This is a genomic window from Streptomyces sp. NPDC091279, assembly GCF_044757465.1.
In the GTDB taxonomy this organism is placed as follows: domain Bacteria; phylum Actinomycetota; class Actinomycetes; order Streptomycetales; family Streptomycetaceae; genus Streptomyces.
In genome coordinates this window covers 188,790-212,583 of the sequence record NZ_JBIVVA010000006.1, presented here as the reverse complement: position 1 = coordinate 212,583, position 23,794 = coordinate 188,790, and the positions used below count along the sequence as shown (strand labels likewise).

The window sequence follows — 23,794 nt, the reverse complement described above, 5'->3', positions numbered from 1 at the left end:
AACCTCTCAGCGTTAGATCGTTCCAAAGACAGTAAGCAGCTCTTCAGGGCGCTGACAATCCCTTTGGAACGCTAAAACTCACCACCAAGATCACACGAACAAGATCCACAGCCACCCTCGTGAGATCACGCACCACCGCACCACCGCACCACCGGAACCGCAGTACCGTTCCGCATCCGAAGTTTTCTCCCGTACGCCGGAGACCCCGCATGCCCCGCTCCAGCAACAGCGCCACGGCCAAAGGCGGCCCGGTGACCCTCGCGATGGTCGCCCGCCGGGCCGGGGTCTCGCCGCAGACCGTCTCGAACGCCCTCAACTCGCCCGCCCTGCTGCGCCCCGAGACCCTGGACCGGGTCCGGCGGACGATCGACGAGATGGGCTACCGGCCCAGCCGTGCCGCGCAGACTCTGCGCACCCGTTCCAGCAAGCTGATCGGCTACGGCGTCCAGCCGTCGTCGTTCAGCTATCCGGTGCTCGACCGGTTCCTGCACGCCGTCTCGCAGGCCGCCGACGACGCCGGGTACCGCGTCCTGCTCTTCGCCTGCCCGCCGGGCACCCCGACGCTCGCGGGGTACGAGGAGCTGCTCGACCAGCACGAGGTGGACGCCTTCGTGCTCAGCGGCACCGAGCACGGCGACCCCCGGCAGTCCTGGCTGGCCAAGCGGAACGTGCCGTTCGTCAGCTTCGGCCGGATGTGGTCGGGTCGGCAGATCGGCGACTGGGTCGACGTCGACGGCGCCTCCGGGACGGACGCCGCCGTCGAACACCTCGTCGCGCTCGGCCACCGCAGGATCGCCTTCCTCGGCTGGGAGCGCGGCGCGTCGGGCGCGGGTGACGACCGCGCCGAGGGCTGGCAGCGGGCGATGAAGCGGCACGGGCTGTCCACCCGGGGGCGGCGCGGGCAGAGTGTGAACGACATCGAGGCGGCCCGCGCGGCGGCGAAGCCGTTGCTCGACGCGGGAGCCACCGCTGTCGTCGGCGCGAGCGACCTGCTCGCCCTGGGCTGCTATCGGGCGCTGCGCGAGCGGGGCGCGGTGGCCGGGCGGGATGTCTCCGTGGTCGGCTTCGACGACTCACCCACCGCCGATCTCCTCTCGCCGGGCCTGTCGTCGCTGGCCCAGCCCCTCGAACAGGTCGGTCGGGAGTGCGTCCGGCTGCTGCTGGCCCGGCTGGCCGCGCCGGACGCCGAGCCCGAACGCATCCTGCTGGAACCGTCGTTGGCCGTCCGTGACAGTACGGCGGCACCGCCGGACCCGGCCTCCTAGCCGCCGGTCACCCGGGCGCCGCTGCCCCCCGTCACCGGCGCCCGGGTGGCCGGCACCCCAGCCGACGCGAGCCGATGACGACGGCCGGCTGCCGCTCACCCGCCCCACCCACCCCGGCCTCCGCATCCGGTGCGGTCCGGGCGAGCCCTCGACAGAAACGTTTCTCCACCACCTCAGAAGCCCCATCAAGCCGCACGTCACCCTCCTCCACCCCCACACCCCGGGCCCGGCCCCTGTGCCTCGCCCGGGTGGAGCCGCAGACGAACCACCCCCCGATTCCCGGAGGAATCCATGGCTCACCGTACGGCCGCCGCGGCCCTCGTCACCTGCGCGGCGCTGGTCGCCGTCAGCGGTTGCTCGTCGAACTTCGACAGCGGCCGGAAGACGGAGCAGGACACCGGCAAGCAGCAGCAGCTCAGCATCCTGATCGCCTCCTCGGGCGACGCGGAGACCAAGGCCGTGCGGGACGCCGTGGCCGCGTACGAGAAGGCGTCCGGCAACAAGGTCACCGTGGACGTCGCCAAGGACATCAACCAGCAGCTGGCGCAGGGCTTCGCGGGGCACCGGCCGCCGGACGCGTTCTATGTGAACTCGGACCAGTTCGCCAACTACGCCAAGGGCGGCTCGCTGTACGCCTACGGCGACCAGATCAAGGACGCCGACGACTTCTCGGCGCGGCTGCGGGCGTCGTTCACCTACGACGGCAAGCTGACCTGTCTGCCCAAGGACGTCTCCACGCTGGCGCTGGCGATCAACACGGACCTGTGGAAGAAGGCCGGGCTGACCGCGAAGGACTACCCGACCACCTGGGCGCAGCTGCGGACCGTCGCCGCCAAGCTGACCGGCAAGGGGGTCACCGGTCTGGTCACCAGCGGTGAGCACACCCGGCTCGGGGTGTTCCTGAAGCAGGCCGGGGGCTGGATCACCAACGCCGACCAGTCGAAGATGACCGCCGACAGCAGCCAGAACATCGAGGCGCTCACCTATGTGCGGTCGCTGCTGAAGTCCGGGGACCTCAAGTACGCGTCGCAGGTCGACACCAACTGGGGCGGGGAGGCGCTCGGCAAGGGCAAGGCCGCGATGACGATCGAGGGCAGCTGGCTGACCGGCGGCATGAAGACCGACTACCCGGACACCACCTACACGACGGTGCCGCTTCCCGCAGGGCCCGGCGGCAAGGGCACGCTCGCGTTCAGCCAGTGCTGGGGCATCGCCGCCGACAGCACGCACCGGGCCGCCTCCGTCGACCTCGTCAAGTACCTGACGTCGGCGAAGCAGCAGGTCGAGAACGCCCAGGCGTTCGGGGTGCTGCCGTCCAGGACGAGCGCGCAGGCCGCGTTCGTGAAGCTGGACCCGAGCGCCAAGGTGTGGGTGGACGGCACCGCCTACGCGCAGGGCCCGGTGACGGTGCCCGGCTTCGAGAAGGTGCTGACGCAGTTCAACACCGACCTCGCGACGCTGGCGACCACCGACCCGAAGACGATCCTCACCAGCCTCCAGCGCAACGGCGAGCAGGCGCTCACGAAGGACAAGGACAACTGAGCCGCCATGTCACCCTCCGCACCCCGCTCGTCGCACCCCCGGCCCGGCCCGCGCACCCGCGCGGGCTCGGCCCCCCGGGCGGCCGACCACTCCCCGGGCGCTCCTGACGCGTCCGGGGGGCCCGGCCCCGCCGCGTCGCCCCGTGCCACCTCTGCCCCGCGCGCGGGGCGCCGCGGCGAATCCGCCTGGGGCTGGCTGTTCGTCAGCCCCATGGTGCTCGTCCTCGGCCTGTTCATGGTGCTGCCGATCCTGATGGCGCTGTGGGTGAGCCTGCTGCACTGGGACGGGCAGTCCAACCCGTTCAGCGGCCGGGCGGACTTCGTCGGCCTCGCCAACTACCGTTCCCTGCTGACCGAGGACGGCCTCGACCGCACCCTGTTCGCGACCGCGCTGCGCAACAACGGCTACTACGTGCTGCTGACGGTGCCGTTGCAGACGGTGCTCGCGCTCGGGCTCGCGCTGATCGTCAACCAGCGTCTCCTGCGCGCCCGTTCGGCCCTGCGGACCGCGTTCTTCTTTCCGTCCGTGACCAGTTCGATCGCGGTCTCCACGATCTTCCTCTTCCTCTTCCAGGGCAGCGGCGCCGTCAACACGGCACTGTCCTGGGTGGGGTTGAAGGGCCCGAACTGGTTCAACGATCCTCGGGGCGTCCTCAGTCTGCTCCTCGGCGGCCTCGGTCTGGTCGACACCGGGCATCCCTCGGGTCTCCTCGCCGACCACACGTTCCTGGGCCTGTCGTGGTTCGAGTGGCTGTCGGGGCCGTCCGTCGCGATGTGCACGATCATCCTGCTCGCCGTGTGGACGACGTCCGGCACCTTCATGCTGATCTTCCTCGCCGCGCTCCAGGACATCCCGCGCGAGCTGGAGGAGGCGGCGGCGATCGAGGGCGTGAACCGGCGCCAGCTGCTGCGCCATGTCACGTTGCCCGCGCTGCGCCCGGTCCTCTTCCTCGTCCTGACGCTGGGCCTGATCTCCACCTGGCAGGTCTTCGACCAGGTCTATGTAATGGGCCAGGGCAAGCCGGGCAACACGACGCTCACCCCGGCGTTCCTCTCCTACTCGTCCGCGTTCGACGACGCGGACTTCGGGCAGGGCGCGGCCATCGCGTTCATCCTGCTCGCCCTGATCCTCACCATGACCGCCGTCCAACGTCTCGTGCTGCGTGAGCGCACGCCCCGCCCCCGGAGGAGCCGATGACCACGAAGTCCCCGGCCCGGCCGGTCCTGCCGCGCTTCGCCCGCCCGCTGCGGTGGGCCGGGTACGCGGCGGTGGCGGCGGTGGGCCTGCTGTATCTGCTGCCGTTCGTGCTGCAACTGGTCACCGGCTTCAAGACCGACCCGGACGCGGCCGCGCACCCGCTGGGACTGCTGCCGACCACCCCGACGACCGCCGCCTACCAGCGTCTTTTCGGGCTGAGCGACACCGCGGCCGGGGTGCCGTTCCTGCGCTGGCTGTCCAACTCCGCGTTCGTCGCGGTCGTCGTCACGGCCGGGCGGGTGCTGTTCGACGCGATGGCCGGGTACGCGCTGGCCCGGCTGCGGTTCCGGGGCCGGGGGGTGCTGTTCGGGTTCGTCATCGCGGTGATGGCGGTGCCGAACGTCGCGCTGCTCATCCCGCGCTTCCTGGTGCTGAACACGTTCGGGCTCTTCGACACCTACAGCGGCATGATCCTGCCGCTCCTGGTCGACGCGGCCGGGATCTTCATCATGAAGCAGTTCTTCGAGTCGATCCCGAGGGAGGTCGAGGAGGCGGCCCGGGTGGACGGCGCCGGGGTGTTCCGCACGTTCTGGTCGGTGGTGCTGCCGATGGCCCGACCGGCCCTGCTGACGCTGACGATCCTCTCCTTCCAGGGTTCCTGGAACGAGTTCACCCACTTCCTGGTCGCCACCCAGTCCAGCCGGTACGAGACCCTCACCGTCGGCCTCGCCCGCCTGGTCTCCGGCGGCCTCGGCGGCGGCACCCAGTACCCCCTGAAACTGGCGGCGGCCCTCCTGGCCACCCTCCCGGTGGCAGCCCTCTTCTTCTGCTTCCAGCGCTACTTCGTCCAGGGCGCGAACGCCGGGGCGGTCAAGGAGTAGGCCGGGCAGCGGAGTTGGGGGCGGGGGCGGGTTTCCGGCGCTGTGCGACGGCGGCTGCCGCCAGCGTCCCCGTCACCGTCAGGGAGGCCAGCGCCAGGGCGGTCATCGCCGTTGCCGGGGTGGTGAGTTGGGCGACGGTGCCGGCCAGGGTCGCGGCCAGGCCCTGGCAGGTGAGCATTCCGGCGGAGTGCAACCCCAGGGCGTGGCCGCTCAGTTCGTCCGGGGTGAGGGCCATCAGCCGCTCCTGCTGGACGAGGCTCGCGCCGAACCCGATCGACGCCGACCCGACCGCGAGCGCCGCCACCCACACCGTCGGCCGCAGCGCGAACAGCAGATAGGGCGCCGCCAGCAGCACGAGCAACGGCACCGCGAGCCGTCGGCGGACCCGGCGTGGCAGCAGACGGCCGACGGTCACGTCCCCGATGAGCATCCCGGCGGCCGCGCAGGCGAAGAGGGGGCCTGCGGCGTGCGGGGCGTAGGCGACGAAGAGGGCCTCGCAGCCGACGACCAGACCGTTGGGCAGCCACAGCCCGAGCAACGTCAGTCTGCGGGAACGGTCCGACCAGAGCAGGGAGTTGGCCCGCCAGGTCGCGCCGATCGAGGGGCGTCCGGTGGCCCGGGGCGGGCGGCGGCTCAGGCCGAGGCGGGCGACGGAGGCGGCCAGCAGATACAGCACGGCGGCCACCAGCAGCGCGGCTCGCGGGGAGAGCGCGGCGACCAGGACGCCCCCGGCCGCGTAACCGGCCACCTGCATCAGCCCGTTTGCCATGTTGCACACCGAACGCCCCAGCAGATAGCCCTCCTTGGGGAGGATCTCGTGCAGCAGTCCCCACTGGACGCCGCCGCCGAGGGAGGCGACCAGGCCGAGGGTGAGGGACACCGCGAGGAGCACGCCGACCGGCAGGCCCGGGGTCGCGAGGGCGGCGGTGCCGAGGGCGTACGCGAGGGCGATCAGCGTCAGGGCCGCGCGCGGCGGGATGCGGTCGGCGGCGGACAGCAGCGTCGTCGCGCCCACGACCTGCGCCAGCTGCGGGGTGAACATGCTCACCGCCGACAGGAACGGCGAGCCCGTCGCCCCGTAGACCAGGGTGCCGAGGGCGGGCCCGGCGACCGTCATGGCGGCCGACCTGGACGCGGTGTGCAGGAACAGCGGGGTGAACTCCGGGGCCCGGAACAGGGCTTGGTAACTGCGCATGCGGGGAGTCTGAGCAGCCACGGCGGCGCCGGGTACTCTTTCGCACCCGCGCGAAACGTGACCGGAAGGGCGGCGGACATGGGCTGGTGGCGGCTCGACGCGGACACCCTCGCCCGCAGCCGGTTCGTGGTGTCGCCGTTCGCCGAGACCTTCGCCTGCCTGAAACTGCTGCACGCCGGGGTGGGCGCCCATCCCGGTGAACGGGACTGGCTGCGCCGCCAGTTGCCGGGGTACCGGGCGCTGCTGGCGGCCGACCCGGTGACCGCGCTGCTGGTGCGGGCCGGGCTCGGCCGGGACTGGATCGCCGACTTCCTCACCCCCACGCCCCGCGACGGCGAACCCTTCCCCGACACCCTGGCCCGCGTCCGCGCCGTCGCCCCCGAGGACGCCCATGCCCACCTGCGCCTCTCCCTCGCAGGCCCCCTCCCGCCCGCCCTGGCCGACCGCGCCGACCTCCCCCGACGAGCCGCCGATCTGCTGGAGTCGATCTGGCAGAACGGCGTCCGCCCGGACTGGGAACGGCGGCGCCGCATCCTCGAAGCCGACGTCGGGGTACGGACCGCGCAGGTCAGCCGGGGCGGCTGGGCCACCGTCCTGGACGCGCTGCGGCCCGGCACCCGGTGGCTCGGCGAGAGCCGGTTCCAGGTCAACCGGCACGCGTATCCGCCGCGTGCCATCGAGGGCGCCGACCTGCTCCTGATGCCGGTCACCCCGCAGCGGCACGGCTGGGTGTCCTGGGAGGACGGCGCCCGGTACGCGCTGGTCTACCCGTGCGCGGGCACCCTCGCCGACCCCCGGGGCGCCCCGGTCCCGGCCCCGCTCGGCGCCCTCCTCGGCACCGCCCGCGCGGGCGTCCTGGTGCTGCTCGAAACCCCGCTCAGCACCAGCCAGTTGGTGGCGATCACCGGCCAGCCCCTCGGCTCGGTCGGCCGCCACCTCCGCCTGCTCCTCGACGCGGGCCTCCTGGAACGCCGCCGAACGGGCCGCTCGGTCCTGTACACCCGAACAACAGCGGGCGAGGCACTGGTCGGAGCGGCGGCCGGGGAGGGGGACGGGTAGGCCCCCAGGAAACCACCCGCCCCCTACGGAACACCCTCCCCCGTAGGAGACCGCTCCCCCTAGGGGCCGCCCGGATCGCTTCCTGGCTCCCGCCTCCTCCCCAGGGCCCGGCGGGCCGCCCCCTCTCCCGGCGGAGTTAGCATCCGGGGATGACGACTTCCGACAGCAGCAGCACAGCTCCCCTCGGGGTGGAGATCGGCGCGCTCACGGGCGGGTCCGCCGATCTCGGCCAGTACGCCGGGCAGGCCGTGCTCATCGTGAACGTGGCCTCCAAGTGCGGCCTCACCCCGCAGTACTCCGGCCTCGAACGCCTCCAGGAGCGGTACGCGGCGCAGGGCTTCACCGTGCTCGGCGTGCCCTGCAACCAGTTCCTCGGGCAGGAGCCGGGCAGCGCCGAGGAGATCGCCGAGTTCTGCTCCGCGACCTACGGCGTCTCCTTCCCGCTCACCGAGAAGACCGAGGTCAACGGCGATCACCGGCACGCCCTCTACCAGCGCCTGGTCGACTTCGCCGACGGCGAGGGGCACACCGGCGACATCCGCTGGAACTTCGAGAAGTTCCTGATCGGCCGCGACGGCACCGTCGTCGCCCGCTTCTCGCCGCAGACCGAGCCGGAGGCCGCCGAGGTCGTCGCGGCCATCGAGGGGCAGCTCGCCTAGGAGCAGCGGCACGGCTCCTGACCGGTCCCGCCTCCAACGGGGCCGGACCGGGCGGGAGTCACTTCAGTTCGTCCGGGCAGGGGGTGCCGCGCGGCACGGTGTACGGGGCCGCGAGCCGGTAGGTGCCCGCCTTGGGGGCCACCAGCATCGTCCACTGGTCGCCGTCCGCGTCCTTCTCCGTCTCCAGCAGACAGCCGTTGACGTTGTCGTACGTCTTCGGGGCGTCGTCGGCGCGGTGCTGGGAGGCCGCCGTCTCCTGGGGCGCGGCGAGCTTCTTGCCCTGGGCGTCGACGATGGACAGCCACGGCGAGTACGGAATCCGGATGAGGACGCGCCCGGCCTTCTTCACCCGCATCGTCATCTCGCCCTGCTCGGCCCGGTCCACCACCGCATTCGGCTCGGCCAGCGGGGCGGGGTCGGTGACCCGGAACAGCTGCCAATTGGCGTCGCCCCAGACCTGCTTGAGGTAGGGCATGCCGCGCTGGACGAGTTCCCGCTCGCGCTCACCGCCGTTGCCGTCCGGCTGGTCCTTGGGCAGCACGACGAAGTGGACGGCCCAACGCCGCAGCCACTCATGGTAGTTGGCGGAGTTGAGGGTGTCGTCGTAGAAGAGCGGGTTGCGTTCCATGTCGGCCTGGCGGTTCCAGCCCCGGGCCAGGTTGACGTAGGGCGCGAGCGCGGAGGCCTCGCGGTGGGAGGCGGCGGGGACCACCTCGACCCGGCCCTTCTCGGCGCCGACCTCCTGCAACTCGTTGACGAGCGGCGCCAGTTCACGGGCCCAGGAGGCGGCCGGGGTGGTGTGGACGACGTCGTCGACGGTCTTGGAGCCGATCCAGGTGGTGAAGACGGCGACGGCCAGTGCCGTCGCGTACCACCTGCGGGTGCCGCGCACCGCGAACGGCAGGGCCGCCGTCAGCGCCACCCCGCCGAACAGCATCACCAGCCGGGTGATGTTCGACCCGATCTGCGAGCTGACCGCCCACACCCCGACCACCGACAGCGCGTACACCCCGGACGTCAGCCGGACCGTCGTCCACCCCTTCGGGACCAGGACCACGCACAGCACCGCGAAGAGGAACGGCAGCACGGCCGAGCCGAAACTCATCGGCTGGGTGCCCGAGAACGGGAACAGCCACGCCGACAGGCCCACCACGGCGGCCGGTGCGAGCCCCAGCGCCCAGGCACCGGGACGTCGTTTCTGGAGGAACATCGCGACGGCGACCAGACCCACGAAGAGACCCGCCACCGGCGACGACATCGTGGCGAGGGCGGCGAGGGGGGCCGCGCACAGGGCCTTCGCCCAGCGTTTGTGGCGCCAGCGGTGCGGCCAGCAGAAGACGGTGGCGACGGCGCCCAGCGCGAACACCGTGCCGAGGCCGAACGTGACCCGGCCCGAGGCGGCGTTGCAGAGGAAGGCGAAGACGCCGGAGAGCGACGCCCACAGCGGGTTCCGCACCGAGCGGCTGCGGATCAGGATCATCGTCAGCAGCCCGGCCGAGACCGTACCGGCGATCATCATCGTCGTCCGCACGCCGAGCAGGGACATCAGATACGGCGACACCATGCTGTACGACACCGGGTGCATGCCGCCGTACCAGGCGAGGTTGTACGCGGAGTCCGGGTGGCGGCCGACGAACTCGGCCCACGCGTCCTGCGCCGCGAGATCCCCGCCGCTGTTCGCGAACGTGAAGAACCAGACGAGGTGGAGGACCCCGGCGAGCGCCGAGATGGCGAGCACGGGGTGGCGCAGGAGCCGTTCGCGCAGGGCGAGCAGGGCGCGGGTGACGGGGCGGACGGGGGCGTCGGCCGGGGTGGCAGTGGGGTCGTGATGTCTCGGCGCGGGTACGTGTATTCGCCCGTCGGCTCCCTGGCCGGGTTCGGCGTCGTCGGCGTGTGTCGGCTCCGCAGTGGCCACCTGTAGGCACTCCCCATGGTGTCCCGAGTTCGGTCGCGGGACACGTCCCGTCGACCGCCTGCCCCGATTCGTGACGCTAGCACGCACCCCGCCGACGGTCGCCCGGGTGGGCACGTCGACGGGGTGCGGGAGCGCTGCCGGCCGCTGCCGACGGGTCAGAGCAGGCGGGTCAGCTTCGCGCCGAGGGCCGGTTCGGTGAGGTCGCTCTGCAACTGCACCGGCACCTTGACCGCGCCGCCGTCCCCGTCGCCGACGGTGAGCGTGCCGACCCGGGTGCCCGCCTTCGCGGTGTGCGGGATGTCGTCGGCGTCGAAGGACAGCTTCACCTTCAGCCCCGACCAGCCGACCGCGCTGACGTCCTTGGAGGCGACGATCGGGGTGTGGCCGCCGAGCTGGTCGTCGACGTACCCGACGACGTCGCCCTTCTTGAGGATCTTCGCCGACTTCAGCGCGTCCTGGGCGGCGACCATCGCGGTCTTGCTGACGGCGTTCACGGTGTCGATGATCGGCGCGGTGTGCTGGCCGAGGATCGCGCCGACGACGGTGACGGTCTCGCCGCCGACCTCCTTGGTGGCGGCGAAGAGCAGGTTGCCGCCGGCCTTGGTGGTGGTGCCGGTCTTGATGCCGAGGGCGCCGTTGTAGGGGACGAGTCGGTTGTAGTTCGTCCACTCCTTGCCGGAGGGGTCCTTCCAGGTGGGCAGCTTGGTGATCTCCATCAGGGCGGGGATCTTCACCAGCTCGTTGCCCAGTTTCACCTGGTCGGCGGCGGTGGAGACGGTGGTCTCCTTGAGGCCGGAGGCGTCGGTGTAGGTGGTGCCCGTCATGCCGAGTTCCTTGGCGGTGTCGTTCATCTTCTTGATGAACGCCGCCTCCGAGCCCGCGTCCCAACGGGCCAGCAGCCGCGCGATGTTGTTGGCCGACGGGATCATGATGGCCGACAGCGCCTGGCGCTCGGTGAGGACGTCGCCCTCCTTGACGGTGTCGAGCGTGGACTCACCGTCCTTGCTGTAGCCGCCCTCCTTCTCGGCGAGCGCGTCCACCGGGACCTTCGCGCCGTCCTGGCCGGACTTCAGCGGGTGGTCCTTGAGGACGATGTACGCGGTCATCGCCTTCGCGACGGACCCGATGGCGACCGGTGTAGCGGTGCCGAAGGCGTCCATCGTGCCGATGCCCTCGACGTCCAGGCTGCCCTGCCCCTCGGACGGCCACGGCAGCGTCGCCTTGCTGCCGTCGAAGGTGTACGAGTCCTCGGCGGTGAGCGCGAGGGTGGGCGACGGCAGCGGCCGGAAAGCCTGTGCGATCGCAACGATGAGAATCAGGAGGAGGACCAGCGGGGTCCAGATCTTGACCCGCCGGACCAGGACGCGGACCGGGGTCTGCGGGGGCGGCGGGGTGTTGGTCAGCTCGGCCAGCAGATCGAGCGGCGGCTTCGGCGGCAACGGCGTCTGCGTGGTCCGCTCGGGCCCGACCTGCGGCACCAGCGCGGTGACGTCCCCGGCGCGCGGCGCCTTCGGCTCGTCCAACGGCTTCAACGCCACGAACCTGCTGGTCCGCTCGGGGTCGCCGCCGAGCTTCAGCATCGTCGTCGGCTGATCGACCTCGGGCTTCGGCGCCGGGGCCTTGAACACGGCGGTCGGCTGATCGAGCTGCTCGGCGCCGGCGTCCCCGTCCTCACCCTTGCCGGTGCCCGTGCCCGTGCCGTCGGGGTCACCCGTAGGGGCGGCACCCTTGGGGGCCTCGTCGCCACCAGCGGGCCCGGAGGGGTCCTCGGGGGCATCCGGGGCACCCTCGCCACCACCGGGGACGACAGCGCCCTCGGGGGCCTCCTCAGCGCCGTCGGCCTTCTCGGCGGCGTCACCCTCGGCATCGGCACCGGCGCCGGACGCGGCCGACTTCGCCGGGGCTTCCTCGCCGGTCTCCTCGCCGGTCTCCTGGTCAACGGCGGGAACGGCGGCCGCCGTCGGGGTCGCACCGCCCTTGCCGCCGGACGCGGCCGACTTCGCCGGGGCTTCCTCGCTGTCCGCCGGTGCGGACGGGTCTATCGGCGCCGTGACCGCCGTTGCCGATCCGGTGCCCTTCGCCGGCTCGGGGGCCTTCGCCTGCTCGTCGGCGGCGCCCTCGGCCGCCTCCGGCCCACCGTCGGCCTTCGGGGCAACGCCGGTGCCGGGCTCGGCGCCGGAACGGGACTCCGGGTCGGCGTCGGGGTCGAGCTCGGGGTCGGCGTCGGGGTCCGTGTCGGGGTCCGTGTCGGGGTCCGTGTCGGGGTCGGCGTCGGCGGCTCCGGCGCCCTGACCGGCGTCGGCGGTGACTGCGTTCCCGGCCTCGGGCTTGCCCGCGCCCTCGGCGGTCCCGGTGGCCGGGGTGGTCGTGCGCTGCGGGTCACCGGCGTCCGGGGTGCTCGACGGGGCCTCGGCGTCCGGGGCGTCGTCGCTCGCGTCGGCGTCGTTGCCGTTCGCGTCGGCGGCGTCGTCGTTGCCGTTCGCGTCGGCGTTCGCGTCGGCGTCGTTCGTCTGGGGGTCGGGGCTGGGGCGGACCCAGCCGGCCACCGCCTTGCGGGCGGGGGCGTCGTCGTCCGGGGTGGGGTCGGGGTCGGTGGTGGCCTCCGTCGTCAGGTCCCGGGTGGAGATCACCCGGGTCGCGGTGTCGACGCCGCCCGAGGCGGAACCGCCGGGTTCCCTTGTCATGCCCACGCGCGGGTCGCGGGAATCCCGCTCCGCGTTCCCGGACCGCTCCGGGGTCCCGGGGTTCACGGAATGGTCGGAATTCCTGGATTCGGGAACCGAACCCCCGCTCCCCGACGTCGGTCCTGCCGACGACTCGCGCTGCTTCGACCTGTCGGGGGACTCGCCCGCCACCGATGCCTCCTCATGCCGCACGTACTCCGTGCGTCTTGCGAACAGTGAACCGTCGCCCGCGACAGCGCTCCACCGCGCTGTCCGAACCATGTACCAGTGTCCTGCTGTGTGGGCCTGGCCACTGCGGTAGACGAGAACGACATACCTACCGGTTCCCTCACAAACAGGTCACGCACCCTCGACAGATGAATGTGAGAGGGGTCACCCTGTCTGTCATCCACGCGGGGAGGCATGGATGGGCAGGAGCCGCAGAACCATTCCGGAAGAGCTTTTGCTGCTGGCGTTGGACCCGGCCACGGGTACCACCGCACAGCCGCAGTCGCTCGACCTCGGTCTGGCCGGAGCACAGCTAGTGGAGCTGGCGCTGGCCGGACGGATAGCCCCAGATGGGGATCGTATCGCCGTGGTGGCACCACGGCCGACCGGAGATCCGACTCTGGACAGCGCGTTGGAGCTGCTGCGTAGGCGTGGCGCTCCGGTACGGGCGGTCCACTGGATCGGCGGGCCCCGACTGGGGCTGCGCCAGACGTATCTCTCGCATCTCGAACGGTGCGGCATGGTTGCCGCCGTGCCCGGACAGATGTGCGGAGTGCTGCCGACGACTCGTTACCAGGCGACGGACACCGAGATCAGCCGGGAGATCAAGGCCCGGCTGGACTGCGCGATCCGCACCGGCGTTCCGCCGGACCCGCGGACCGCGGCGCTCGCCGCCCTGGCACACGCGGTCGGCCTCGGCAAACACCTGTATCCGGGCAACGAGGGTCGCTCCTCGCGCTCCCGGCTGCGGGACCTGATCAGGCACGACCCGATGGGCGGCCTCGTGGCGCACGCCGTGATGGACGTCCAGAACGGTGTGGCGGCACAGCCACGGCGGGCTCCGGCCCCGGCCGGCCGACAGGCCGCGACCGGACCGGGCAGGCCGGTGCCGGAACCCGCTCGCGGTGTTCCGATGCAGCCACGCCGGGACGTCATGGCGCGCGTCCCGGCACACTGAGCCGCCGCCTTCTGGGGCGAACTCCGTTCGGCAGCAGGGCAGTTGTGCACGCCGTACCCGAATCACCGAGATCCGGTTCGGGAGCCGCAGTCCGCGCGGGCGGCGGGATCGTACGTCGGTCGTCCCTCAACGGGGCTGTCCGGTCGGACGGTTCCGTCGTCCGCGCGGCCGCGTGCGCGGCCGCATTATGCGGGACCGGGGCGCCGTTGTGCCGTGATGTGGCGTATGCGCACCGCATATCAACCGTTTCCCAGCGGTAGTGAGCACCTTGGTGGCAGTCTGCTCAACAGCAGATACGCAAAGTGGCAGGTATGTGGCACGCAGCCGGAGGTGCACGTCTCGTGGCGTCCAATGTCAATCCCACCGTCCGGCGTCGGAGGCTGGGGCAGGAGCTTCGTCGGCTCCGCGAACTCAAAGGCATGACGGCGGAAGAGGTCGCCGATCGCCTCTTGGTGTCGCAGTCGAAGATCAGCAGGCTGGAGAACGGCCGGCGCAGCATCAGCCAGCGGGACGTCCGTGATCTCTGCGGGGTCTACGAGGTCGAGGACGTCCGGGTGGTGGACTCCCTGATGCAGATGGCCAAGGACTCGCGTCAGCAGGGGTGGTGGCACACCTTCGGCGACATCCCGTACTCCGTCTACATCGGTCTGGAGACGGACGCGGCGAGCCTTCGGGTGTACGACCCGCAGGTGGTGCCGGGGCTGTTGCAGACGCGGGAGTACGCGCAGGCGTTGATCGCGGGCGCGTTGCCGGAGACGGCACCGGCCGACATCGAGAAGCGGGTCAGCGTCCGGATGCGGCGCCAGGAGCGGATCACGGCGCCGGAGAATCCGTTGCGGCTGTGGACGGTGCTCGACGAGGCCGCGCTGCACCGCCGGGTGGGCAACGGCGCTCTGATGCGGGACCAGTTGGAGTTTCTGGTCGCCCAGTCGCAACTGCCGCATGTGACGGTGCAGTTGATTCCGTTCGAGATGGGCGCGCATCCGGGACTGAACGGGCAGTACGCGATCCTGGAGTTCCCGGACGCGGCGGATTCCAACGTCGTCTACATCGAGGGCGTCACCAGCGATCTCTATCTGGAGAAGGCGAACGACGTCCAGAAGTACAGCGTGATGTATGAGCACTTGAGGGCGCAGGCGCTCAATCCCGACCAGTCCCGGCAGTACATCGAGGACGTCGCGAAGACCTACACGCGGTGAGTTTCGTTCCGGTCTCCGGGAAGGTCGCGCACGGTACACCTTCCCGGAGCCGGAGTGGAAGACCCCCCGGAATATGCCATCCAGTCGAGTGAACGCCCCCGTCGCGGGTGGGGGATTGCGAGTAGCTTCGAAAACACGCCGGCGAGCACCAGGTTGGCGCGCACCGCGAGGCCGGTTCCGCAGCGGAGTCGGCACCCGGTGACTGCAACTCAACGACTGGCAATACGGAGCGAAAATGGCAATTCTTCAGGGTGTCTCGGACACGTGGACCAAGTCGTCGTACTCGACGGGCAACGGCGCGTGCGTCGAGGTCAAGTCCCCCGTCGTCGCGGCGATGGCCGTGCGCGACTCGAAGGTGACCGACGGACCGGAGTTGGCTTTCCCGGCGGACACGTGGAACACCTTCGTGTCCTCCGTCAAGGCCTAGGGAACGGCCCTCCTGATTCTCGGCCGTAGTCCAGGGGAATAACTGCACACGCTGTACAGAATGAGCCCTCTCGACCAGTCCGCCGTCCTTGCCGAGGGGGCTCGGCCTGTGTGCCGGCGTCTTCTGACCTGACGGTCAACTCCGGGCTTTCGCGCCGGTGTCGGTCTGTTTGAGAATGCGGGCCGCCGCGTTGAGTCCCTGCCGGATGGCCTGGTCCATGTCGATATAGGTGTAGGTCGCGAGGCGTCCGGCGAGGTGCACCCGGGGGCCCAACTCCTGGGCTACCAGGGCGCGGTAGTCGTGTGCGAGGCCGCGGTTCTTTCCCTCGACGTCGTCGACCGGATAGTGGCGGGCGGGCGCGCCGGGGTATTCGTAGCTGACGACGGTGCCTTCGCGGGTCTGGCCGCTCATCCACTTGGTCTCGATGCGCCGGGTGTACGTCTGGTCGAGCCCGGGGTGGTTGACAACGCCGCACGGCAGGACGTGATCGGCGCCCGGGATGAAGTGGCTCTCCAGGCGGACGCCCCGCCACGGCAGTTCGCCCAGGGCGTGCCGGAAGAAGACGTCGAGGGGCGCGGTGAGAACGACGGCGTCCGCGCCCCGGGTCCGCTCGGCGACGTTCTCGGCGTCCACCGGGGCGCCCAACTCGACCGGGACGCCGCCGAGCAGGGCGTCGATGAGGGTGAGGTAGCCGCCGCGCGGCCAGCCCTGATAGGGGTCGCGGAAGAGGTCGCGGTAGCCGTCGACGCGCAACTCGATGCGTTTGGGCGCCCATTGGGCGGCGAGTTCCCTGGGGTCGGTCCCCCACTGCTTGATGGTGTAGGGCCTGATGAACAGCGCGTAGAGGGTCGGTCCCATGATGTCCTCGCACCAGGTCTCGAAGTTCGTGGTGCGTGGTGTCCTCGGGCACTGGTCCAGCTCGCGGCGGATGTCGGCCCACTGCGGCAGCTGTTCGAGTTCGGAGATCTGCGGTGGCCAGGACAGCACCCGGTCGTCGACCTCGGTCATCACCCGGTGCCGGTAGGGCAGCATCTCCACCCGGTCGGTGACGAAGTCCCACACCTGCCGGTCGGTGGTGTGCAGGATGTGCGCGCCGTGCGGTTCGTAGAGGATGCCGCCCGCGTGCTCGGTGCGCAGCTGGCCTCCCCACACGGGGCTCTGTTCGAGGACGCGCACGTCGGCGCCCGCGTCGTGCAGGGCTGCGGCGGCGGTGGCTCCGGCGAGGCCGCTGCCGATGATGGTCACCTTCACTGTGACGCCTCCTTCTTGGCCGGGAACGCCGTGTCCTGTCCGGCGAGGACGCGGTGACGGAAAACCCACAGCCGCAGGACCACGAACCGGCCGACGGTGCCGACGGCCGACGACACCACCAGGGCGGCCAGTTCGAGGCGGCGGGGCGGGGTGGCCACCACGGCCCGCAGCAGGACCAGGGCGCCGGAGGTGAGCAGGGAGTACGCGGCGAGGACCAGCAGGCCCTGGGCCTGGGTGCGGGCGGCCGAGCCCCGGTGCGCCGCGAAGGTGAAGCGGCGGTTGGCCTCGGTGTTGACGAGCGTGCACACCAGGAGGGCCGCGAAGTTCGCGGGCAGCGGGGGCAGCCGGGTGCGCAGCAGCGTGTACAGGGCGAGTTGGAGCAGCACGCAGGCGGCGCCGACGACGCCGAAGCGGACGGCCTGGCGCAGCAGGGGCCGCTCCGGGGGCCGGTTCACCTGTGCTCCCCGGTCACCCGGCGCCACAGCGACGACGAGAATCGGGGGTCGACGAACTCGCTGAACGCGGTCCACTGCGGATACATCAGCCGGAACGTGTCCGGGTCGAGCGCGGAGTCCTTGGCGAGGTAGACGCGGCCGCCCAACTCGGCCAGCAGCGCGTCCAGTTCGTGGAAGAGCCGCAGGGTGCGCCCGCCCCTGTTCACGAAGTCGAAGGCGCCGCCCAGGCCGTGGAACGGGAACGACATCATGCCCGGCGCGGTGGCCGGTCCGTAGCGTTTGAGGATGGCGAGCACGACGAGGTTGTCCGAGCGGCGGACGGCGTCGAGCAGCCGGGGCAGCCCGGTCCGGACGGCGGCCGCCGGGAGCAGGAAGTGGTACTGGTAGAAGCCTCTGCGGCCCAGGAGCCGGTTCCAGTCGCCGAGCGAGTCCATCTGGTAGAGGTAGGTCCGGTAGTCGACCGGGCCGGGCTGCTTGCGCGCGCCGAGCCGGAACCAGGTGCGGTTGAACGCCTGTGCGGCGGGCCGGTTCACGCACCATCGCGGCAGGTCGAACGGCACCCGGGGCCGGGGTCCTTCCGGTGGCAGGGAGCGTTCGCCCGGCCCTTCGTCGCCCAGCTCAAGGAGCCCGCGAAATTTCTGACGGTCCGTCATGTCGAGCCATGCGGTGGCGTGTTCCGCGCGGCCGGCGGTGGTGTCGAGGTGGTCGAGGAGTCCCGGCAGGTCGGTGTGGGCGTGGGTCTCGACCTGGAGGAACGACGACTGCACGCGCCGCAGTTGGAGCGTGGCGGTGGTGATGAGGCCGGTCAGGCCCAGGCCGCCGATGGTGGCGCGGAAGAGCGGCGCGTCGGTGTCGGGGCCGCAGCGGTGCGGGCCGTCGCCGCGCAGCAGCTCGATCTCCAGGAGGTGGTGGCCGAAGGAACCGGCGCGGGGATGGTTCCTGCCGTGCGCGTCGTGGGCGACGCAGCCGGCGACGGAGGCCAGGCCGGTGCTCGGGGAGACGGCGAGGCGCCAGCCGTGCGGGGTGGCGTGCCGTTGCACCTCGCCGATGGTCACGCCGGCCTCGCAGTGCAGGACGCCGGTGTGCGGGTCGAAGGAGAGGACGCGGTTCAGTCCCCGGGTGTCGAGCAGGGTGTTGCCGGCGTTCAGGCAGCTGTCGCCGTAGGAGTGGCCGAAGCCGCGTGGCAGCACCGAACCGGCGCTGTCCGGGAGGGAGTCGAGTCCGCGCTCGATGTCCAGCACCCGCTGCCGGTACCGGTGCACCCGGTTCCAGGCCAGCGGTGCGGCCCCGTGGTCAGTGCGCATGAGGGTCCACTCGTTCGGGTGCGGTACGGGGGCCCCGGCGCAGGGCGAGCAGGGCACCGGCGCCCAGCAGGGCGGCGCTGGCCGGGAGCAGCGGGAGCTTCGCGGGGCCGGGTCGCACGCCCCGGGAGCGCAGAGCGCGGATCGCCTGCTCCTGCTGGCTCTCCCGGTCGCCGATGTAGCCGTTGACGAGGTCGTCGGTGGCCCGTCGGCAGGCGGCCGCCGTGCTGGTGCCGGGGTGGGTGCGGCGGTCGGTGGCGATGCCGGTGGCGATCCGGTCGTCGCGTACGGGGACGTTCCAGCGGTAGTCGCCGCCCGCGTAGAAGGTGGGTGACTGGCTGCCGGACAGCAGGAACGCGCCGACGAAGACGGCGACGGCGGGTACGGCGGTCCGCAGCAGGATCGTGAGCCGGGCGCGGAAGTCCCGTGCGGGGAACCAGAGTTCCTGCACGGCGAGGTAGGCGCGGGTCAGGGCGTACGCGGCCACCGCGAGGGTGCCGATCACCAGCACGGTGGCGATCGTCGTGACGGTGTCCGCGCTGACCGGGCCCGGTGCGCAGGGCGGCAGCAGGGCGAGGACCGCGTCGGCCGGGTCGCCGTACCCGTAGTACAGGCCGGAGCCGAGGTACTGGAGTCCGGAGAGCAGGTTCACGGCCCCGTAGGTGATCAGGAGGAGCCGGGTCCAGCGCGACCGGGACGTCACGCGGCTGAGGAGCAGGGCGAGGGTGCCGCCGAGGATGTGCGAGAGCGGGCCGACGATCAGGGCGAGGAACCGGGGGGTGGCGCCGGTGCGCGGAGGGAAGGAGAAGTTGCCGTACCCGTCGCCGAACAACGGCACGTGCAGTCCGGCGAGTTGGGCGCCGAGGAGGCCGCTGACCACCAGGTGCGACGACTCGTGCAGGGCGACGCCGAGGCGTGAGGTGACCCAGATCAGCAGGGCGAGCGCGGCGGTGAAGCCGAGCAGGCGTCGCCGGTGCACGCTCAGGCCGCCGCGTCGTGCGGGTACCGGCTTCCCCAGGGTGCCTGGCCGGTGACGTAGGCGCCGTGCACGGTGAAGTTGTACCGGATGCCCTGGAACCGCAGCCGCCAGAGCAGGAGTTGGCCAAGGCACCGCAGGCAGGCGCGGGCCAGCCGCCAGCTGACGATGGAGACCGTGCCGGTGGTCCGTTTCCGGTGGGTGATCGGCACGTTGACCACCGGGACCTGGAGGGTGTGGGCGAGGACCGCGATACAGACGTTGGGGATGAAGACGCCGGTGGGGATGTTCTCGGCCGCGAAGGCGAGGTAGTGCCGTTCCATCAGGCGGTAGGGCACGTTGGCGTCGGGGATGCGGACGCCGAACAGGGAGTTGAGCAGCAGCCGCAGGGAGAAGGAGATGAACCGGCGGGAGGGCGGGGTGCTGCGCCGCACCCGCCACCCGAAGACGAACGGCGCGCGGTCGCGGTGCTGCCAGACCGTGGGGAACTCGTACGGGTCGAACTCGTTGTCGGAGTCGACCTGGAAGATGTGCCGGGCGCCGGATTCGAGGGCGAGCCGATAGCCGTTCACGACCGAGGGGCCGTGTCCGATGCCGGTCTGCCGGACGATGCCGATCCTGGGGTCGGTCGCCGCCAGTTCGGCCAGGATCTCGGGGGTGCGGTCCGTGGAGCCGTCGTCGAGGACGATCACCTGGACCGTGTCCTCGGTGGTGAGCCCGGTGGCGGTCAGGACGTCCAGCCATGCGTCCAACGTCTGCCGGATGCATCCTTCCTCGTTGCGTGCGGGCATGACGATCGCGAGTTCCGTGGCCACGTGAAACCCCTTCCTCTGAGAGTGCGCCCATGCCGTGGAGAGTGCGCCCGTGCCGTGCCGCCCCCAGCCGCCGAAGAGTTTCTCGACAGCCGGTTCATTCCGGCCTCACAGGAATTGCGGGAGACGGCCGGGGATCAGCGGTACGGGGCGGAGAATCCTTCGCCGGGCGGGAGGTTCTTGAGGGTGTGCGGAGAATTGAAAAAACCGTACCGGGCACCCCGGGGGACGACAACCTGCGCCTTCACAGAGAGCGTTCGGGACCACACCCGCATACCGAACAGCCGGTGGCGCGTATTCGGCAGCGGACCTATTCGCCTTTCCGGTCCATGGAAAGGTGAGGATGTGTCACGTCGATAGGGGGCGGTGTCGGCGCGCGGGTGTCAGAGGTCGGCGCCGCCGTCTTTCGTCCCCTGTCCCGCGACGCGCTGGGCGAAGTCGGCCCAGGCCCGCGCGCACTCCCAGGCGAGGTCGGCGACGGACTCCACGCGGTGCGGCGGCACATGCTCGACGAGCCGGTCCCAGTCCTCCGCCCGCCCCAGGTGCAGATCGAGCAGGCGCAGCAGGGCGCGACCGGCCTCGGTCATGCGCAGCGAGGGGTCCTGACGCAGCAGGTCCACGGTGGAACGACGTTGCGGGGAGCCGGCAGGCCGTGGGCGCGGGGTGTCCTGGGGCGGTACGGGGAGCCCTCCGGGCGGGAGGTCGCGCCGGTGCTCGGCGCCGGGCGGACGCTCGGGCGGGCGCTCGGCCTCGTGGGTGGGGGTGGGGGCGGGGGCGGCGCCAGGGGGGCCGCCGGGGTGACCGTCGGGGGTGGCCGGGCCTGCCCGGAACGCCTTCTCCCCGGTGGGCAGGCGGCGTACTCGGCCGTCGCGTCCGGTGCGGGCCGTCAACTGAGGAAATTCCTCAGACAGGCGCCCTCGGATCGCGCCGACGGTCTTGGGCGACAGGCCGACCAGAGCCGCTATCCGCCGGTCGGACCACTCGCCCCGGTCGCGCAGGATGCGGCCCGCGGCGGCCTTCCGGTCGGCCAGTGTCAGCGGTAAGCCGTGGGCGCTGTTCACCCGGACCGCCTCGACGAACGCGTCCTCGGGACTGCCCTCGAAGTACCTGACCTGTATGGTCGCGCGCCCCCGCGACTTCGCCGCCGCGAGCCGGTGCATGCCGTCGATCACCCGCATGCTGCCGAGGTGCACGAGGATGGGCGGGAATTCCTTCCCGGACTCGGCCAGGAGCCTCACGTGTTCGTCGCACGTTCCCCGGAGCCGTACCGCTTCTCCGTCGAGAAGCATCGCGAGGGGCACGGTTTCACTCGCGGACTCCGACGCGACCGGCAACGGCACGGAATGCAGCGACGAATATATCAACTCTTTGCCGTTCACGATCTCTCCCTTGAGCACCTTGGACTTCCGCTCGGTCGACTCACCCCCCAAAGGCCCGGCACGCCTCCATATAGGACATTAGCGGCTCGATAGCGACAGTTGAAGGGCAGCAATACCGCACCCACGCAAGGACCGAAACCCTTTCGAGAACGGAAGGAATCTCCTTCAAACCTCATTTATTTATTCTTGACGGCTCGGCTTTTGAATCTTCACACCGTCTCCCGAAGTGCGCCTCTCGGCCGTTCCGGCTGGTTCTCGACCCCCTACCCCTATTCACATCCATGAATAGGGGTCAGCGAGTCGAACCTTTTACCGCCTCTTGGCCTTAGCCTTACTTGTCGTGTCCATGCGCTCACACCCACGATGAGCGGGCACGTCGCGGTCACCGGCGCCCCGTCCCGCACGGGTGAACTGCCGTGCCGCCGAACGGAGTTCACAAGTCAGACCCCGGAAGGGGGGCGCATGAACAGTCTCGACTGGGCCGTACTCATCGGCTACTTCGGGGTGATGGTCGCGATCGGCCTCTGGTCCCACAAACGTGTGGACGACGTCAGCGACTTCTTCACCGCCGGAGGCAAGATGCCGTGGTGGCTGTCCGGCATCTCGCACCACATGTCGGGCTACAGCGCGGTGATGTTCACCGGGTACGCGGGCATCGCCTACACCTACGGCGTCACCTCGTTCATCACCTGGTCCTTCCCGATCGCCCTCGGCATCGCCATCGGCTCGAAGCTGTTCGCGCCCCGCATCAACCGGCTGCGCTCACACCTGCACGTCGCCTCGCCGCTGGAGTACCTCAAGGCCCGCTACAACCTCGGCACCCAGCAGGCCCTCGCCTGGTCCGGCATGCTGCTGAAGATCGTCGACGTGGCCTCCAAGTGGGCGGCGATCGCCACCCTGTTGTCGGTGTTCACCGGCATGTCCCTGAACCAGGGCATCCTCATCACCGGCGCGATCACCGCCCTCTACTGCACGATCGGCGGCCTGTGGGCGGACGCGCTGACCGAACTGGGCCAGTTCGTCATCCAGTTGCTGGCCGGGGTCGCCATGTTCGTCGCCGTCGTCATGAAACTGAACGACAAGGGCATCGGCTTCCTCGGCGCCTGGGACGAACCCGCGCTGCGCGGGCACGGCGAACCACTGGTCGGCCCGTACGGCACGGTCTTCCTGCTCGCGTTCCTGTTCATCAAGCTCTTCGAGTACAACGGCGGCATGCTCAACCAGGCCCAGCGCTACATGGCCACGGGCAGTCCCCGCGAGGCGGAGCGCTCCGCGCGGCTCTCGGCGCTCCTGTGGCTGGTGTGGCCGGTCGTGCTGTTCTTCCCGATGTGGATGTCGCCGCTGCTGGTCGAGGCGCAGAAGCCGGACGGTTCCGACTCCTACGCCCTGATGACCGAACAGCTGCTGCCGCACGGGCTGTTGGGCCTCGTCATCGTCGGCTTCTTCTCCCACACCATGGCCATGTGCTCGTCCGACGCCAACGCCATCGCCGCCGTCTTCACCCGTGATGTGGCGCCGGTGCTGTCGAAGGGGGCGCGGGGGTGGGGCTCGCGGTCCGCGCTGGTCGCCGCGCGGGTGACGACCGTTGTCTTCCTCGGCCTGTCGATGGCCGTCGCGACGCAGGTCGACTCCCCCGCGTTCAAGGACATCATCACCGTGGTCATCAAGTGGGTGGCCGGGTTGATGGGGCCGATCGCGATTCCGATGATGCTCGGGTTGTTGCGGGCGTTCCGGAGGTCCGGGCCGACCGCTGCGCTCACCAGTTGGGCAGCGGGTCTCTTCGCCTTCTGGCTCGTGAACTATCCCATCAACTGGAGCATCGAGGGTGGGGTGCCGCTGGAGTACCAGGTCTCCGCGCCGCTCGCCGTCTCCCTGATCCTCTACATCGCCGTCGGGTTCCTGCGCCCCGAGGACACCCCGGAGCGCCTCGCGATCATCACCCGCGTCAACACAGACGCCCCAGCCCCGACCCCGGCCCCCACACCAACGGCCCCCCACCCCACGGACTGAGCCCGCCACGAAGGGAACGCAGACCCGCCACAGCTGCCCGCACCCCCAAAACACCGGTCCGTGGCCGGGTGCGGGCCCACCGTGACTCGTCGCGCAGTTCCCCGCGCCCCTAAAAGACCGGTGCGTGGTCGGGTGCGGGTGCATCGTGGCTGGTCGCGCAGTTCCTCGCGCCCCTTGAGGGGCAGAACCCACCGTGGTCGGGTGCGGGTGCGTCGTGGCTCGTCGCGCAGTTCCCCGCGCCCCTAAAAGACCGGTGCGTGGTCGGGTGCGGGTGCATCGTGGCTGGTCGCGCAGTTCCTCGCGCCCCTAGGGGGTGGTGCCCCGAGGCCCGTTGGCGCAAGGGTCCTTGGGTGGGACCGCAGGCCGACTACAGCGAGCCCCAAAGGGGCGCGGGGAACTGCGCGACCGGCCACGACGGCGCC

At 71.0% G+C, this 23,794-nt stretch carries 19 protein-coding genes; 10 read left to right on the top strand and 9 right to left on the bottom strand.

What is annotated here, in order from left to right; all coding sequences use genetic code 11:
- Positions 1–209 precede the first annotated feature (209 nt).
- From ACIQOU_RS17200 to ACIQOU_RS17185, 4 genes are all read left to right on the top strand, one after another.
- The gene (locus tag ACIQOU_RS17200) at positions 210–1,265 is read left to right on the top strand and encodes a LacI family DNA-binding transcriptional regulator (RefSeq protein WP_401537544.1); all 1,056 of its coding nucleotides are present in this window, start codon (positions 210–212) and stop codon (positions 1,263–1,265) included.
- 291 nt (positions 1,266–1,556) lie between these two features.
- Complete coding sequence (locus ACIQOU_RS17195) at positions 1,557–2,807, top strand: extracellular solute-binding protein (protein ID WP_401537543.1); 1,251 nt, start codon at positions 1,557–1,559, stop codon at positions 2,805–2,807.
- Between the two features lie 210 nt (positions 2,808–3,017).
- The gene (locus ACIQOU_RS17190) at positions 3,018–4,004 is read left to right on the top strand and encodes a carbohydrate ABC transporter permease (protein ID WP_401537542.1); all 987 of its coding nucleotides are present in this window, start codon (positions 3,018–3,020) and stop codon (positions 4,002–4,004) included.
- Positions 4,001–4,885 carry a carbohydrate ABC transporter permease gene (locus tag ACIQOU_RS17185; RefSeq protein ID WP_401537541.1) on the top strand — a complete coding sequence of 295 codons (885 nt, stop codon included), beginning with the start codon at positions 4,001–4,003 and terminating at the stop codon, positions 4,883–4,885. Before ACIQOU_RS17190 ends, ACIQOU_RS17185 begins: the two co-directional genes overlap by 4 nt.
- On the opposite strand, the gene ACIQOU_RS17180 is transcribed toward ACIQOU_RS17185, so the two are convergent.
- Positions 4,875–6,080 carry an MFS transporter gene (locus ACIQOU_RS17180; RefSeq protein WP_401537540.1) on the bottom strand — a complete coding sequence of 402 codons (1,206 nt, stop codon included), beginning with the start codon at positions 6,078–6,080 and terminating at the stop codon, positions 4,875–4,877. The two genes, ACIQOU_RS17185 and ACIQOU_RS17180, sit on opposite strands and share 11 nt — an antisense overlap.
- Before the next feature lie 78 nt (positions 6,081–6,158).
- On the opposite strand from ACIQOU_RS17180, the gene ACIQOU_RS17175 reads away from it, so the two are divergent.
- Both ACIQOU_RS17175 and ACIQOU_RS17170 read left to right on the top strand, forming a co-directional pair.
- Entirely contained in the window at positions 6,159–7,139 is a 981-nt protein-coding gene (locus tag ACIQOU_RS17175; protein WP_401537791.1) for an ArsR family transcriptional regulator, read from the top strand.
- 149 nt (positions 7,140–7,288) lie between these two features.
- Positions 7,289–7,798 carry a glutathione peroxidase gene (locus tag ACIQOU_RS17170; protein WP_401537539.1) on the top strand — a complete coding sequence of 170 codons (510 nt, stop codon included), beginning with the start codon at positions 7,289–7,291 and terminating at the stop codon, positions 7,796–7,798.
- 58 nt (positions 7,799–7,856) lie between these two features.
- Here the strand turns inward: ACIQOU_RS17170 and ACIQOU_RS17165 are convergent, their stop codons facing one another.
- Positions 7,857–9,713, bottom strand: coding sequence for an MFS transporter (locus tag ACIQOU_RS17165; RefSeq protein ID WP_401537538.1), 1,857 nt, complete (start codon positions 9,711–9,713; stop codon positions 7,857–7,859).
- 155 nt (positions 9,714–9,868) lie between these two features.
- A complete protein-coding gene (locus tag ACIQOU_RS17160; protein WP_401537537.1) occupies positions 9,869–12,463 on the bottom strand; it encodes a D-alanyl-D-alanine carboxypeptidase in 2,595 nt (864 codons plus the stop codon).
- 340 nt (positions 12,464–12,803) lie between these two features.
- On the opposite strand from ACIQOU_RS17160, the gene ACIQOU_RS17155 reads away from it, so the two are divergent.
- From ACIQOU_RS17155 to ACIQOU_RS17145, 3 genes are all read left to right on the top strand, one after another.
- On the top strand, positions 12,804–13,562 hold the full coding sequence (locus tag ACIQOU_RS17155) for a GPP34 family phosphoprotein (RefSeq protein WP_401537536.1): 759 nt from the start codon (positions 12,804–12,806) through the stop codon (positions 13,560–13,562).
- Between the two features lie 341 nt (positions 13,563–13,903).
- Complete coding sequence (locus ACIQOU_RS17150; protein WP_401537535.1) at positions 13,904–14,761, top strand: helix-turn-helix domain-containing protein; 858 nt, start codon at positions 13,904–13,906, stop codon at positions 14,759–14,761.
- A gap of 235 nt (positions 14,762–14,996) precedes the next feature.
- The gene (locus tag ACIQOU_RS17145) at positions 14,997–15,188 is read left to right on the top strand and encodes a DUF397 domain-containing protein (protein ID WP_401537534.1); all 192 of its coding nucleotides are present in this window, start codon (positions 14,997–14,999) and stop codon (positions 15,186–15,188) included.
- Between the two features lie 135 nt (positions 15,189–15,323).
- Here ACIQOU_RS17145 and ACIQOU_RS17140 read toward each other — a convergent pair whose 3' ends face one another.
- From ACIQOU_RS17140 to ACIQOU_RS17115, 6 genes are all read right to left on the bottom strand, one after another.
- Entirely contained in the window at positions 15,324–16,439 is a 1,116-nt protein-coding gene (locus ACIQOU_RS17140) for a UDP-galactopyranose mutase (RefSeq protein WP_401537533.1), read from the bottom strand.
- Positions 16,436–16,894: a GtrA family protein gene (locus ACIQOU_RS17135; protein WP_401537532.1), complete on the bottom strand. Its 459-nt coding sequence runs from the start codon at positions 16,892–16,894 to the stop codon at positions 16,436–16,438. Before ACIQOU_RS17135 ends, ACIQOU_RS17140 begins: the two co-directional genes overlap by 4 nt.
- Positions 16,891–18,198, bottom strand: a complete 1,308-nt coding sequence (locus ACIQOU_RS17130) for an FAD-binding protein (RefSeq protein WP_401537531.1) — start codon at positions 18,196–18,198, stop codon at positions 16,891–16,893. The genes ACIQOU_RS17135 and ACIQOU_RS17130 overlap by 4 nt, the downstream gene beginning before the upstream one ends.
- Positions 18,188–19,174: a hypothetical protein gene (locus ACIQOU_RS17125; protein WP_401537530.1), complete on the bottom strand. Its 987-nt coding sequence runs from the start codon at positions 19,172–19,174 to the stop codon at positions 18,188–18,190. Before ACIQOU_RS17125 ends, ACIQOU_RS17130 begins: the two co-directional genes overlap by 11 nt.
- Before the next feature lie 2 nt (positions 19,175–19,176).
- Positions 19,177–19,986 carry a glycosyltransferase family 2 protein gene (locus ACIQOU_RS17120; protein ID WP_401537529.1) on the bottom strand — a complete coding sequence of 270 codons (810 nt, stop codon included), beginning with the start codon at positions 19,984–19,986 and terminating at the stop codon, positions 19,177–19,179.
- Positions 19,987–20,366: 380 nt separating this feature from the next.
- A complete protein-coding gene (locus ACIQOU_RS17115; RefSeq protein ID WP_401537528.1) occupies positions 20,367–21,362 on the bottom strand; it encodes a hypothetical protein in 996 nt (331 codons plus the stop codon).
- Between the two features lie 462 nt (positions 21,363–21,824).
- On the opposite strand from ACIQOU_RS17115, the gene ACIQOU_RS17110 reads away from it, so the two are divergent.
- Positions 21,825–23,372, top strand: coding sequence for a sodium:solute symporter family protein (locus ACIQOU_RS17110; RefSeq protein WP_401537527.1), 1,548 nt, complete (start codon positions 21,825–21,827; stop codon positions 23,370–23,372).
- Positions 23,373–23,794: the final 422 nt, after the last annotated feature.